Annotated in this window: 11 protein-coding genes; 3 read left to right on the forward strand and 8 right to left on the reverse strand. The window is 62.1% G+C overall.

What is annotated here, in order from left to right:
• Positions 1-25: 25 nt before the first annotated feature.
• The 5 genes from BSY239_RS15470 to BSY239_RS15490 all read right to left on the reverse strand — a co-directional run bounded on the left by BSY239_RS15470 (position 26) and on the right by BSY239_RS15490 (position 6,294).
• Entirely contained in the window at positions 26-1,567 is a 1,542-nt protein-coding gene (locus BSY239_RS15470) for an ABC transporter substrate-binding protein (protein ID WP_442905805.1), read from the reverse strand.
• A 32-nt stretch (positions 1,568-1,599) separates the two neighbouring features.
• Positions 1,600-2,880 carry a M20 aminoacylase family protein gene (locus tag BSY239_RS15475; RefSeq protein ID WP_069047574.1) on the reverse strand — a complete coding sequence of 427 codons (1,281 nt, stop codon included), beginning with the start codon at positions 2,878-2,880 and terminating at the stop codon, positions 1,600-1,602.
• A gap of 12 nt (positions 2,881-2,892) precedes the next feature.
• Positions 2,893-3,873: an ABC transporter permease gene (locus BSY239_RS15480; RefSeq protein ID WP_069047575.1), complete on the reverse strand. Its 981-nt coding sequence runs from the start codon at positions 3,871-3,873 to the stop codon at positions 2,893-2,895.
• 64 nt (positions 3,874-3,937) lie between these two features.
• On the reverse strand, positions 3,938-5,524 hold the full coding sequence (locus tag BSY239_RS15485) for an ABC transporter substrate-binding protein (RefSeq protein ID WP_069047576.1): 1,587 nt from the start codon (positions 5,522-5,524) through the stop codon (positions 3,938-3,940).
• Positions 5,525-5,628: 104 nt separating this feature from the next.
• On the reverse strand, positions 5,629-6,294 hold the full coding sequence (locus BSY239_RS15490) for a DUF3047 domain-containing protein (protein ID WP_172823117.1): 666 nt from the start codon (positions 6,292-6,294) through the stop codon (positions 5,629-5,631).
• Between the two features lie 339 nt (positions 6,295-6,633).
• On the opposite strand from BSY239_RS15490, the gene BSY239_RS15495 reads away from it, so the two are divergent.
• Complete coding sequence (locus BSY239_RS15495) at positions 6,634-6,978, forward strand: ComEA family DNA-binding protein (protein WP_069047578.1); 345 nt, start codon at positions 6,634-6,636, stop codon at positions 6,976-6,978.
• Positions 6,979-7,060: 82 nt separating this feature from the next.
• On the opposite strand, the gene BSY239_RS15500 is transcribed toward BSY239_RS15495, so the two are convergent.
• Positions 7,061-8,047, reverse strand: coding sequence for a porin (locus tag BSY239_RS15500; RefSeq protein WP_069047579.1), 987 nt, complete (start codon positions 8,045-8,047; stop codon positions 7,061-7,063).
• 300 nt (positions 8,048-8,347) lie between these two features.
• Positions 8,348-9,370 carry a porin gene (locus BSY239_RS15505; protein ID WP_069047580.1) on the reverse strand — a complete coding sequence of 341 codons (1,023 nt, stop codon included), beginning with the start codon at positions 9,368-9,370 and terminating at the stop codon, positions 8,348-8,350.
• Between the two features lie 314 nt (positions 9,371-9,684).
• Between BSY239_RS15505 and coq7 the strand changes: the two genes are divergently transcribed.
• Positions 9,685-10,344 (forward strand): 2-polyprenyl-3-methyl-6-methoxy-1,4-benzoquinone monooxygenase, encoded by a 660-nt coding sequence (gene coq7, locus BSY239_RS15510; protein WP_069047581.1) that lies wholly within the window; start codon positions 9,685-9,687, stop codon positions 10,342-10,344.
• 9 nt (positions 10,345-10,353) lie between these two features.
• Here coq7 and BSY239_RS15515 read toward each other — a convergent pair whose 3' ends face one another.
• Positions 10,354-10,803 (reverse strand): OsmC family protein, encoded by a 450-nt coding sequence (locus tag BSY239_RS15515; protein ID WP_069047582.1) that lies wholly within the window; start codon positions 10,801-10,803, stop codon positions 10,354-10,356.
• Between the two features lie 279 nt (positions 10,804-11,082).
• Between BSY239_RS15515 and ilvA the strand changes: the two genes are divergently transcribed.
• The gene (gene ilvA / locus BSY239_RS15520; RefSeq protein ID WP_156775620.1) at positions 11,083-12,627 is read left to right on the forward strand and encodes a threonine ammonia-lyase, biosynthetic; all 1,545 of its coding nucleotides are present in this window, start codon (positions 11,083-11,085) and stop codon (positions 12,625-12,627) included.
• Positions 12,628-12,630: the final 3 nt, after the last annotated feature.

The raw sequence follows: 12,630 nt of genomic DNA on the forward strand, positions 1-12,630 counted from the left end.
CGCCGCAGGCGGCGCAGGGGGGCTTCTATTTCACGGACATGTAGCGGAATGGCATGAAGTTGTCGGCCATCTGGACCAAGGTCACGTTGCTCGCCACGCCCCAGGCCAGCGCCTGCTGGTGCAGCGGCAGGTGGCCAATGTCGTCGGAATGCAGCTTGAAAGCCTGCTTGATGAGGGCGTCGCGCTTGGCCTTGTCGGTTTCCGACTGGATCTGCACGGTGAGCTCGTCCAGCTTGGGATTGCAGTACGCACCCAGGTTGAACTGGCCGCTGCCCTTGTCGTCCACGCAGCGCATCAGCGCATTCAGGGCGTTGTGCGAGTCGTAGGTACCCGGCGTCCAGCCCAGCATGTAGAAGCTGGTGTCGCGCTTGAGGATCTTGGGGAAGTAGGTGCCCTTGGTCTCGGCCTGCAGTTGGATCTTCACACCCACCCGCGCAAGGCTGGCTGCCACCGCCTGGCAGACACCGGCATCGTTGACATAGCGGTCGTTCGGGCAGTTCATGGCCACCTCGAAGCCGTTGGGGTAGCCCGCCTCGGCGAGCAGCTTTTTCGCCGCGTCGGGGTCGTAGGGCAGGCGGGTGTTCATCGACTCGTCAAAGCCGTTGATGCCCGGGCCCACCATCAGCGCCGTGGGTTTGGAGGCGCCGCGCATCACGGTGCGCTGGATGCCGTTGATGTCGATCGCCTGGTAAAACGCCTGGCGCACGCGCTTGTCCTTGAACGGGTTCTTGCCCTTCACGTTGGAGAACAGCAACTCGTCACGTTTCTGGTCCATGCCGAGAAAGATGGTGCGCAGTTCGGGGCCCTGCATCACCTTGCTCTTGCCGCTGGCGTTGATGCGCGCCACGTCCTGCAGGGGCACGGGCTCGATCACATCCACCTGGCCTGAGAGCAGCGCGGCCACGCGTGTGGAGTCGTTGCCGATGGGCGTGTACTCCACGTTGATGACATTGCCTTCGATCTTGCCCCAGTAGTTGCCGTTGCGAACGAAGCTGGTCTTGATGTTCGGTTGGCGCTCGCGCAGGCGGAACGGACCGGTGCCGTTGGCACGGAACGAAGCCGCGTTTTCAATGCCCTTGCGGCGGTCCACCGGACGCGTGGCCTGGTTATCTTCAGACCATTTCTTGTTCATGATGAACAAGAGCGAAAGCACGTCGGGCAGGATCGGAAACGGGCCCTTGGTCTCGATCTCGACCGCGAAGTCGTTGACCTTGCGGATCTCCTTCACGTCGTTGGTGTAGCTCTTCATGTCCGAGCCCTCACCTGAGGCACGCGCAAACGTGAACAACACGTCATCGGCAGTGAACGGAGCGCCGTCATGAAATTTCACGCCCTTGCGCAACTCAAACCGCCACACGCTGGGCGAGGTCTGCTTCCAGCTGGTGGCCAGTGCCGGCACGAGACCCAGGTTGCGGTCGCGGCCCACCAGCGGTTCGTAGACGTTGTTCGTCACGCTGAGCTGCAACGATTCGTTGAGCGAGTGAGGGTCCATGGAGAGCGCGTCACCCTGGTTGCCGATGCGGATGGTCTGGGCCTGGGCAGAGCCCATGGTGAACACAGCGGCCATCACGAGGCCCGTGACCAGCGTCTTGTTGAACTTCATGCATCGCTCCTTGCGTGGTTGGAAAGTGGGGAAGTTGTCGGCACAGCTTTGTCCGTGGCTTCGGCCAGCGGCATGCCGTGTTCGACGAGGCCGGCATGCAGCGCAGCGCCAAGAGGCAGCACCTCGTCGTTGAAGTCGTAGCGGCTGTTGTGCAGATAGCAGCCGCCCATGCCGCTCTCCAGCCCCTGCCCCAGGCGCAGATAGGCGCCGGGTTTGGCCTGCAACATGAACGAAAAGTCTTCGGCCCCCATGCTCGGGTCCATGTTGCGGTCCACGTGGTCGTGGCCCAGCAGCTTCTGCGCCACGTCGGCCGCAAAGCGCGCCTCTGCAGCGCTGTTGATGGTGGCCGGGTAGATGCGTTCGTACTTCACGTGCGCCGCGGCACCCAGGCCCAGCGCCACACCCGAACACACCTCTTGCAGGCGCTGCTCGATCATGTTCTGCACTTCGGCGTTGAAGGTGCGCACCGTGCCCACCAGCGTGGCCTTGCCGGGCATCACGCTGAAAGCCCCCATGTCGCCGGCCTGCATGGCGCAGATGCTGATGACCGCGCTGTCGATGGCGCGCACGTTGCGCGAGACGATGCTCTGCACCGCGGTGATGATGTGGGCCGACACCAGCACCGGGTCCACCGTCTGGTACGGGTGCGCGCCGTGGCCGCCCTTGCCGGTGACCTCGATCGTGATGCGGTCGGCCGAGGCCATCATCGGCCCGGGGTTCACGCCCACGGTGCCGGGCTTCATCTGAGGCCAGTTGTGCATGCCGTAAACCGACTGCACCGGGAAGCGCTCGAACAGCCCGTCTTCGATCATCGCCTTGGCGCCGGCGAAGCCTTCTTCGCCAGGCTGGAAGATCAGCACCGCCGTGCCGTCAAACTGGCGCGTTTCGGCCAAATAGCGCGCGGCGCCGACCAACATGGTGGTGTGACCGTCGTGGCCGCAGCCGTGCATCATCCCGGGCTTGGTGGACTTCCAGGCGAAGTCGTTGTGCTCGGTCATGGGCAGCGCGTCCATGTCGGCACGCAGGCCGATCATGCGGCCGCTCGCGCGGCGCTGACCGTGGATGACCGCCACCACACCGGTCTTGCCGATGCCGGTGTGGATCTCGTCCACACCACACACCTTGAGCGACTCCACCACACGTTGCGCGGTGTAGTGTTCTTCAAAGCCGATTTCGGGGTGGGCGTGCAGGTCGCGCCGCAGCGCGGTGAGTTCGGGGTGAAAGGCGGCGATGTGTGCGAACGCACGACCGTGGGCCTTGATGCGGGGGGTCAACATGTCGGTTCGGTTTCAGTGGCCACCGGATTTTTCAACGCGCAAGCGCGGGTCGACCGCAAAGTACAGCAGGTCCACGATCAGGTTGATCACCACGAAGATCAATGCGATCAGGCACAGGTAGGCGGCCATCACGGGAATGTCGGCAAACGTCACCGCCTGAATGAACAACAGCCCCATGCCGGGCCACTGGAACACCGTCTCGGTGATGATGGCAAACGCGATCAGGCCTCCGAGCTGCAGCCCCGTGATGGTCATCACCGGCACCAGCGTGTTTTTCAGCGCATGGCCGAAGTGCACAGCGCGATCGGTCAGGCCGCGGGCGCGGGCGAACTTGATGTAGTCGGTGCGCAGTACCTCCAGCATTTCAGCGCGCACCAGCCGCATGATCAGCGTGAGCTGGAAGATCGCCAGCGTGATGGCCGGCAAGGTGATGTGCAGCCATCCTTTGGCTGTCAGCAAGCCGGTGGACCACCAGCCCAGCTGGATCACGTCGCCCCGACCAAAGCTGGGAAACCAGCCCAGGTTCACCGCGAACACCAGGATCAGCAGGATGCCGATGAGGAAGGTGGGCAGCGACACGCCGAGCAGCGACACGGTCATGAACAACTGGCTCATGAAGGTGCCCCGTTTGAGTGCGGCGTACACCCCCATCGGGATCCCCACCGCCAGCGCCAGCACCGCAGCCACGGTGGCCAGTTCCAGCGTGGCCGGCAGGCGCTCGGCGATCAGGCGGGACACCTTGGCACCCTGGCGCAAGCTCAGCCCGAATTCGCCCTGCACCGCATTGGCCAGGAAATGCCAGAACTGCACGAAGAAAGGTTGGTCCAGACCGAGGTCGGCGCGCAACTCGCGGATCTGATCGGCGGTGGCGTCCTGCCCCAGCAAAAACACCACCGGGTCGCCCACGTATTGAAAGAGCATGAAAGCGATCAGCGCGACGCTGGCCATGACGATCACGGCTTGCGCCAACCGCCGGAGAATGAATGCAAACATCGTGGGTACAAATGAAGAGAGGGTCGCACCGCGGGGTGAACGACCCTCTGCCTATGGGCTGAAATCAGTTTACCTTGATCAGGCGCCAGTCCAGCCGGTTGTCGGCGCGGTGCACCACGTCGATGTTCTTCTTCATCGCCCACGGAATCACCTGGTTGTGCAGCGGGATGTGCGCCACATCTTCGTTCTGCAAGGTCAGGGCTTTGGTCAGCAATTCGGTGCGCAGTTTCAGGTCGGTTTCCTTCTTGGTGCGCTCCACCAGCGCGTCCATCTGCGGGTTGCTGTAGCGGCCCACGTTGTAGTTGCCGTCACCGCCCGCGCCCACCGAACGCACCAGCGACTGCAGGCTGTAGAGCGCGTCGAACGTGGGTACGCCCCAGCCCAGCATGTAGATGCTGGCTTCATAGCGCTGGATCATCGGGAAGTAGGTCGACAGTGGCAGTGTGCGCAGCTTGGCCTTCACTCCGATGCGCGCCCACATGGCGGTGACCGCCTGGCAGATCTGCTCGTCGTTGATGTAGCGGTTGTTCGGGCAGGCAAAGTCCACCTCGAAGCCGTCTTTGTAGCCCGCGTCGGCCAGCAGTTTTTGCGCGGCGGCCACGTCAAACGGATAGCGCTTGTGCACCGCTTCCGTCCAGCCGTTCACCTGCGGAGCCACCAGCGCGCCGGTGGGCTGGCCCAGACCGCGCAGCGTCACGCGGGCGATGGTGTTCATGTCGATGGCCTGGTAGAGCGCCTTGCGAACGCGCTGGTCTTTCAGCGGGTTCTTGCCCTTGATGTTGCTGCCCGGCAGTTCGTTGCGGAACTGGTCCATGCCGAAGAAGATGGTGCGGTTCTCAATCCCGTCGATCACCTTGAGCGTGCCCTCGGAACGCACCCGCGGCAGGTCTTGCGGGCTCGGGTCGAGCACGAGGTCCACCTCACCTGACAGCAGCGCTGCCATGCGTGTGGCCACCGCCTTCACAGGCGTGTAGATCACCTCGGTCACGTTGCCCTCGGATTTGCCCCACCAGTTGGCGTTGCGCGTGAGCACCATCTTCTGGTCGGGCTGCCACTCTTTCAACACAAACGGACCGGTGCCGTTGGCGTTGCGGTGGGCAAAGTTTTCATCTTGCGTCTTGATGTCTTTCGGCGAGGTCGAGTTGTTTTTCTCGGCCCAGGCCTTGCTCATCATGCGCAGCTCGGTGAGCTGGTTCAGCAGCACCGGGTTGGGGTCTTTGGTGAAGATGTCGATGGTGTTCGCATCCACCTTGACCACCTTGTCGATGCCCTGCGCATAAATGCCGAAGTTCGAGGTCTTGGTCATCGCGCGCTCGATCGAGAACACCGCGTCGTCGGCCGAGAAGGTGGATCCGTCGTGAAACTTCACGCCGGTGCGCAGGTTGAGGCGCAGTTGTGTCGGCGTGACCTGCTTCCAGGCGGTGGCCAGGATCGGCTCGGGCTTGAAGGTCTTGCTGTTGTAGTACACGAGCGACTCGTACACCGACGCGTGAATGCCGTTGGCCAGCGCGTTGTTCTGCGAATGGATGTCCCAGGTCGGGATGTCGCTGGCGCTGGTCCATTTGAAGGTCTTGGCCTGCAGGCCGCTGGCGGTCACCGCAAGAGCCAGCGACAAAGCGGCCACGCGGACATGGGAAAAGTTGGAATGCATGGAGATACCCTGATCAGTGAAGACGAGCGAGAACTATGCAACAAACGTTCCCGCTGTCGATCCGGGGGTAACCCGCATCGCCACCCCGGATCTTCAGAGGCTTTTCAAGGCCTGCGTTCTTCGGCGACACGCAGCTCCAGCGGCCCATACCACGCGGTGAGCGCGCTGCGCGTGTTGTCGGTGTCGGTCATCAAGGCCACCACCCGCAGCGGGCCTGGCTCTTCGCCAAACACCAGTCGAAAATCGGCACGCACGTCGCGGACGTGGTCACGCCACACGCCCACATCTCGGGTGCCACTGTCGAGCACCAGTTTGCGGATGCGATCGGTGCGCGGATTCACCACCACGGTGCCCGGCGCCTCCCGGTTGCCCCACACGTACACCAGCGTTGCATAGGGCAGTTCCTCACCCGTGATCAAGCGGCTCATTTCCGAGAGTCGGTGCATCTTTGGCGACCAGCGCGTGCGATCGCCCTCGAACCCGAGCACGACGCCCACCGGCGAATCCGAGGCGTCGGCAGCCGCGAGATCCGCCCCCTCGGGCAGCGCGTCCACCCGCCACGAAAACGAGATGCGCCCCGGTTGGCTGAGCGTCGGTTCGAACTGGCGTCGAAAGATGCTCACCGAGCTGTCCGCTTTCACGCGAAGCGCGGGCCGGGCCAACACCTCCACGGGTTCGAACACCACATGGCGCTTGCCCGGCAAGGCAAACGACTGCCAGTTCAACGCACTCGGCGGTGTGGTCAAGTGCCGCGCGGCCGCGTGGCTCAAGGCCACCTGCTGTGCGAAAGCGTGTCCTTCCCCGTCCCCCTCGGCCCGCTCAGGAGCTGCAGAACAGGCCACCAGCCCCACGATGAGCACCAGCCAGGCCTTGCGCCAACAAGCATTCTTGAAGTCATTGACAGGGCGAACAGGTGAAACGGCTCGGGATTGGGGCATGTTGTCAAATAACCAAATAGGCGTCTAAATCAAAACAAAAAATGCAGAAATGAATATTTTTAAATTACATTCCAAAACCGAAGCCTGCCATCAGGCTTCCACGGCAGATTCCATTTCCCCCTTCAACGATCCGGATCTGCCGCGTTCAAACCACTTCAACACGGAGGATTCATGTTCAAAAAGATTCTGGCCAGCTCGCTGGCACTGTTTGCTGCCATCAGCTTCGCCGCCGTCGACATCAACAAGGCCACCGTTGCCGACCTCGACAGCATCAAAGGCATCGGCCCAGCCACGTCCGCCAAGATGCTCGACGAGCGCAAGACATCACCATTCAAAGACTGGGCCGATCTGATCCAGAGGGTACCCGGCATCGGTGACAAGCGCGCAGCAAAACTGTCGAACCAGGGCCTGACCGTGAACGGCGACGCGTTCAAACCAACGGACAAGCCTGCGGCGGAAAAGAAAACGACAGAGAAGAAGCCCGCCGACAAGAAAGCGACCACGGCAGCGAAGTGATGAAAAGGTCGCGCCCATGAAAAAAGCCACCCGGCACGCCGGGTGGCTTTTTGGACTGACGCTGGTTCCGGGAGGAACTGGATCAGAAAGCGTGGTTCACGCCAACGATGAACTCTTTCAGTTCGTTGGTTTTGACGCCAGCACCGTTTTCGGTGTCTGCATCGCGGTAACCAGCGTAGGTGGTGGTGCGCTTGGACAGGCTGTACTTGGCAGCAATGCCGAAACCGTCGGTCTTGGAGACCGTGACGCCGCCCGTCTTGGACTTGGAGCTAGCGTAGCCACCCGAGAGGGTCAGAGCGGAGCCCAGGGGAACGTCAACACCGACGTGGTAGTCATCAGCCTTGGCGCCAGAAACTGCACCGATGCCGGACACTTTGCCCAATGCGCCGATCAGGCGAGCAACGCCGAAGTCGAACGAACCGTTGACCATGGTGGTCTTGCGGTCTGCGCCGACGGCAACAGCTTCTTCCTGGTAACCCACGGCTGCGGCGAGAGGGCCCGCTGCGTAGCTCAACTGGAAGGAGGTCACGTCCGTCGACTGGCCAATGGTTTGGTCCAGCGAGTAGCTGGCTGCACCGGAAAAGCCACCGAACGAAGGCGAAACGTACTTGATGGTGCTGTTTGGAATGTCAGCGTAGCCAGCAGAAGCCCAAACCGCGTTGGAGATGGCCAGACGGGAACCGTCGAAACCGCTGTTGCCAGCACCGTAGATGTCGTCCAGAGCGGTCCAGTTCTTGCCGATGTTCACTTCACCGAAGCCACCAGCCAAGCCAACGTAGGCGCCGCGACCGAAGTAAGGGGTGCGGGTTGCACCGGCTTGGACGTCAATTGCGGCTTCGAGCTTGAACACGGCCTTCAGACCACCGCCCAAGTCTTCCGTGCCCTTGAAACCGATGCGGCTGGTGCTCAAGCCACCCGAACGCATTTCGGTTTCCGACGAGGTGCCAGGAGCGCCGTTCTTGAAGCTGCCGATACCAGCATCAACGATGCCGTAGAGCGTCACGTTGGACTGGGCCATTGCGGCGCCGGAAGCGGCCAGGACGGCCATAGCAATCAGAGTCTTTTTCATGGGTTGTTTCCTTGGATAGGTTTTGGCTCTCTTGTAAAAAGCCAAAGGTTGAAAAAATCGACAAAAGTGATCCTATCCCTGCGCTCATCGCCGACCAAGGGTAATCCCTCAAAATCGGCGGGAGACAGCTCAGATCTGTCTTATTTTCGAAACACACCAACTCAAATGAATTCCAAATAGCTACTTTTTTCTATTCCGTCCACCTCAAAAGCGGTGACCGCAGCGTCCATGAAAAAAGCCCACCGCTTGCGCGGTGGGCTTTTTGCTGATTTCGAAGACCGGCACTGGGCCGGGCATCGATCAGAAGGTGTGGCGAACGCCGATGTCGTAACCCACTTTGTTGGTGGTGCGAACCGAATCGCGACCCACCGACGTGTAGATCAAGGTGCGCTTGCTCAGCGGGTAGTCCAGGCCAATGCCGAGCTTTTTGGAGCGGTCGGTGTTGGTCGTGTCGTTTTCGCTTTCGCCGTATCCAACCTTCAGGGTCACAGGGCCCAGAGGAGCGATGGCCATGACGTTCCAGTTGTTGGCTTCTTCGTTGGCGAGCAAAGCGCCTGCTGGGCCTGCGGGCACAGCTGCACCGGCCTCAACCTTGGCGAAGCCACCGCCGATGCGAACGAAACCGAAGTCGTAAATCGCGTGCACGAAGGTGATGGAGTCATCGCGACGGTTTTGCTCGAAACCAGCACCCACAACCAGGGGACCGGAGGCAAATGAACCGTACAGGCTCATGAAGTTTTCGGTGTTCGCAGTTTGGACTGCAGCAGGGTTCGTGCCGGAGAACTTGGGACCGAAGTTAGCAGCAAAGCTGAAACCGCTGAAATTGGGCGAGTTGTAGAAGATGGCGTCAGTACGGCCCAGACCGGAACCGTCGAGGCTACCGGTTGGCTCGGTGTAGTAGCCCGATGGCAGGATCGCAGTCGATGCTTGCTGCAGGGTGCCCCATGGGTCGGTGGCGTTGACTGGGCCTTGCAGGGCGGTCAGTGCACGGCCGATTTTCAAGGAACCGAAGCCGCCGGACAGACCGACAGTGGACTCGCCCTGGAAGGTAGGACGGCCGTTGGCGGAACCATCGTTGCCGCCGGACTCCAGGCTCAGGCGCTGGGCCAGAACGAAGTTGGCTTTCAGGCCACCACCGAGGTCTTCGGTACCGCGGAAGCGGATCTGGCTCGCGCCGTTCGCAGCGTCGAGACGCGTGGAGTTGTCGTTAGCTGCTGGGCGCACAACGCCCAGTTCAACCACGCCATCCAGCGTGACGGAGGACTGTGCAAAAGCTGCACCGGTTGCAGCGACTGCAGCCAGAGCGATCAGGGTCTTTTTCATGGAAGGGTTCTCCAAGGGTTGAATAAGGACTGGTGGTCTCTGCCGCCGAGCCGACCTCCATCAGGAAGCTGAATGGATTGCATCAGAAAGTAATGGAAGGCGCCATGTTGAAGAGTGCATTTCTGCCCTGCGGCGGTGCTTCTGTTGCACCACCGCGACGCACTCAGTAGTAACCCGCAGAGAATTTGTCCTCAGATACGGCCCCCGGTACCGCTCCATGTCCTCACAATGAACTTTGATGCTGGCCAAGCCACAAGTACTTGCGCGCCCGATCGTGGCAGCATGTCTTTTCTATTTTTGATAGCGACTCCTTCATGACCACAGCCACCGACGCCTTGATCAACGCAGCCGACTCGGCTTTGAGAACCTTGTTTGTCGCACCCCGCGCGTCACGTGAATGCCCCACGCTGCCCGAGCGCGCAAGCGACCACGAACTCAGCGACGCGGACAAGCACCTTTCTGGTGCATTGATGCGCGTGAACCACGTGGGCGAGGTGTGTGCGCAGGCGCTCTACACGGCTCAAGCGCTCAGTGCTCGGTGGCCCGGACGCTCGGTGGCACCCAACTTGGCGCTGGCGGCCCAGCTGGAAGCTGCAGGCAAGGAAGAAACCGACCACCTGGCCTGGACGCAGACCCGGCTGGACGAACTGGGTTCGCGTGCTTCGCTGCTGAACCCGCTTTGGTACGCGGGCGCTTTCGGTTTGGGGCTGATGGCCGGGCGCATGGGGCCTGCGGTGAGCCTGGGTTTTGTGGTGGAGACCGAGCGGCAGGTGGAGGCGCACCTGGCCGAGCACATGGAGCGTCTACCAGCCGGCGACCACGCGTCACGCGCCATCGTGGCGCAGATGAAACAGGACGAGGCCCGGCACGCGCGCGAAGCTCACGGCGCTGGGGCGGTGGAGTTGCCTGCACCGGTGCGGGGTCTGATGCGCATGGCGGCCAAGGTCATGACGACGGTGGCGCACCGCATCTGAGCCGCTGGATCAGGCTTCCACAACCTCGAAGCTGGTGGTGATGTCCGCCGTCTTGCCCAGCATGATGCTGGCTGAGCAGTATTTTTCGTGGCTCATGGCAATGGCGCGCTCCACCGCCACGGGCGGGATGGCTTTGCCGCTCACCGTGAAGTGCATGTGGATCTTGGTGAAGACCTTCGGGTCGACTTCGGCGCGCTCGGTTTGCAGCTTCACGCTGCAGCCCTTCACGTCGTGGCGGCCGCGCTTGAGGATGAGCACCACGTCGTAGGCGGTGCAACCACCGGTGCCGGCCAACACGGTTTCCATCGGGCGCGGTGCCAGGTTGGCGCCGCCGTTTTCGGGCTTGGCCGCGTCGGGTGCACCGTCCATGGCAATCACATGACCGCTGCCGGTTTCGGCCACAAAACCCATGTGGGAACGGGTGCCGGCCGCGCCGGTCCAGGTGACGGTGCATTCCATGGAAGAGTCCAGTCGTGAAATAGTCAACAGAGTTGGGGGCGGCGCCCTAGAAAGCGCCAAAAAACGACGGCGGATGTTGCGTCGCAACATGGCTTCGATATACTCGCGGCATTGTATGTAAGGTTGTCTCCTCTACCCTCCCTGGGTGGATTCAAGCCCGGACTGGTTCTGCCAGTCCGGGCTTTTTTTCGCCCCGATATGATGCGGTTGGAGAACATTTGTATGACAGCCCGCGCCGCAAAACCCAAAACCCAAGCCCCGCCCTCGCCTGTGACCACCATGGGGCCGGCCGACTACCTCAAAAAGATCCTGACCGCCCGCGTGTACGACGTGGCGGTCGAATCGGCGCTGGAGCCCGCGCACAACCTGAGCGAGCGACTGCACAACACGGTGCTGCTCAAGCGCGAAGACCAGCAACCGGTGTTCAGCTTCAAGCTGCGCGGCGCGTACAACAAGATGGCGCACCTCACGCCTGAGCAGCTGAAAAAGGGCGTGATCTGCGCATCGGCCGGCAACCACGCCCAGGGCGTGGCGCTGAGCGGGCGCAAGCTGGGCACCCGCGCTGTGATCGTCATGCCGACCACCACGCCGCAGGTCAAGATCGACGCGGTGCGCGGCTTCGGCGGTGAGGTGGTGTTGCACGGTGAGAGCTACACCGACGCTTACAACCACGCGGTGGGCCTCCAGAAGAAGCAGGGGCTCACTTTTGTGCATCCTTTCGACGATCCGGACGTGATCGCGGGCCAGGGCACCATCGCCATGGAAATCCTGCGGCAATTGCAAAGCCTGCGCTCCGACCACCTGGACGCGGTGTTCGTGGCCATCGGCGGCGGCGGCCTCATCTCCGGCGTGGCCAACTACATCAAGGCGCTGCGCCCCGAGATCAAGGTGATCGGCGTGCAGATGAACGACTCGGACGCGATGATCCGCTCGGTGCGTGAAGGCGAACGCACGACGCTGGCCGATGTGGGCCTGTTCTCCGACGGCACAGCGGTGAAATTGGTGGGTGAAGAAACCTTCCGCATTGCCCGCGGTCTGGTGGACGAGTTCATCACGGTGGACACCGACGCGGTGTGCGCGGCCATCAAGGACGTGTTCGTGGACACGCGCAGCATCGTGGAGCCGGCCGGCGCGTTGTCGGTGGCGGCCATCAAACAGTACGTGGCCACCCACAAGACGCGCGGCCAGACCTACGCGGCCATTTTGTGCGGCGCCAACATGAACTTCGACCGCCTGCGTTTCGTGGCCGAACGTGCCGAAGTGGGCGAAGAGCGAGAAGCGCTGTTTGCCGTGACGATCCCCGAAGAACGCGGCAGCTTCCGGCGTTTTTGCGAACTCATTGGCGACCTGCCTGGCGGCCCGCGCAACGTGACCGAGTTCAACTACCGCATCCACGACGGCAGCAAGGCCCATGTGTTCGTGGGACTCACCACGCAGGGCAAGGGCGAGTCCGCCAAGATCGCCAAGAACCTCATCAAACACGGTTTCCAGACGCTGGACCTGACGCACGACGACCTGGCCAAGGAACACATCCGCCACATGGTGGGCGGGCATTCGCCGCTGGCGCATGACGAGCGTTTGCTGCGTTTTGTGTTCCCGGAGCGTCCGGGCGCGCTGCTCAAGTTCCTGAGCCTGATGCGCCCGGGCTGGAACATCAGCCTGTTTCACTACCGCAACCAGGGCGCGGACTACGGGCGCATCCTCGTGGGCCTGCAGGTGCCGGCCAAGGACCACAAGGCTTTCGACAAGTTTCTGGAAACCCTGGGCTACCCCTGCGTGGAAGAAACCAACAACCCGGTCTACCGCTTGTTCCTGCAGAGCTGAACC

Origin of the sequence: Hydrogenophaga sp. RAC07, from assembly GCF_001713375.1 — a bacterium.
GTDB lineage: Bacteria > Pseudomonadota > Gammaproteobacteria > Burkholderiales > Burkholderiaceae_C > Hydrogenophaga.

Bases quoted from the DNA above. Each gene is read 5' to 3' on its own strand.
- BSY239_RS15495 (WP_069047578.1), top strand. From the start codon at position 6,634: ATGTTCAAAAAGATTCTGGCCAGCTCGCTGGCACTGTTTGCTGCCATC.
- BSY239_RS15500 (WP_069047579.1), bottom strand. From the start codon at position 8,047: ATGAAAAAGACTCTGATTGCTATGGCCGTCCTGGCCGCTTCCGGCGCC.
- BSY239_RS15475 (WP_069047574.1), bottom strand. From the start codon at position 2,880: ATGTTGACCCCCCGCATCAAGGCCCACGGTCGTGCGTTCGCACACATC.
- BSY239_RS15515 (WP_069047582.1), bottom strand. From the start codon at position 10,803: ATGGAATGCACCGTCACCTGGACCGGCGCGGCCGGCACCCGTTCCCAC.
- BSY239_RS15480 (WP_069047575.1), bottom strand. From the start codon at position 3,873: ATGTTTGCATTCATTCTCCGGCGGTTGGCGCAAGCCGTGATCGTCATG.
- coq7 (WP_069047581.1), top strand. From the start codon at position 9,685: ATGACCACAGCCACCGACGCCTTGATCAACGCAGCCGACTCGGCTTTG.
- ilvA (WP_156775620.1), top strand. From the start codon at position 11,083: ATGGGGCCGGCCGACTACCTCAAAAAGATCCTGACCGCCCGCGTGTAC.
- BSY239_RS15505 (WP_069047580.1), bottom strand. From the start codon at position 9,370: ATGAAAAAGACCCTGATCGCTCTGGCTGCAGTCGCTGCAACCGGTGCA.
- BSY239_RS15470 (WP_442905805.1), bottom strand. From the start codon at position 1,567: ATGGCCGCTGTGTTCACCATGGGCTCTGCCCAGGCCCAGACCATCCGC.
- BSY239_RS15485 (WP_069047576.1), bottom strand. From the start codon at position 5,524: ATGCATTCCAACTTTTCCCATGTCCGCGTGGCCGCTTTGTCGCTGGCT.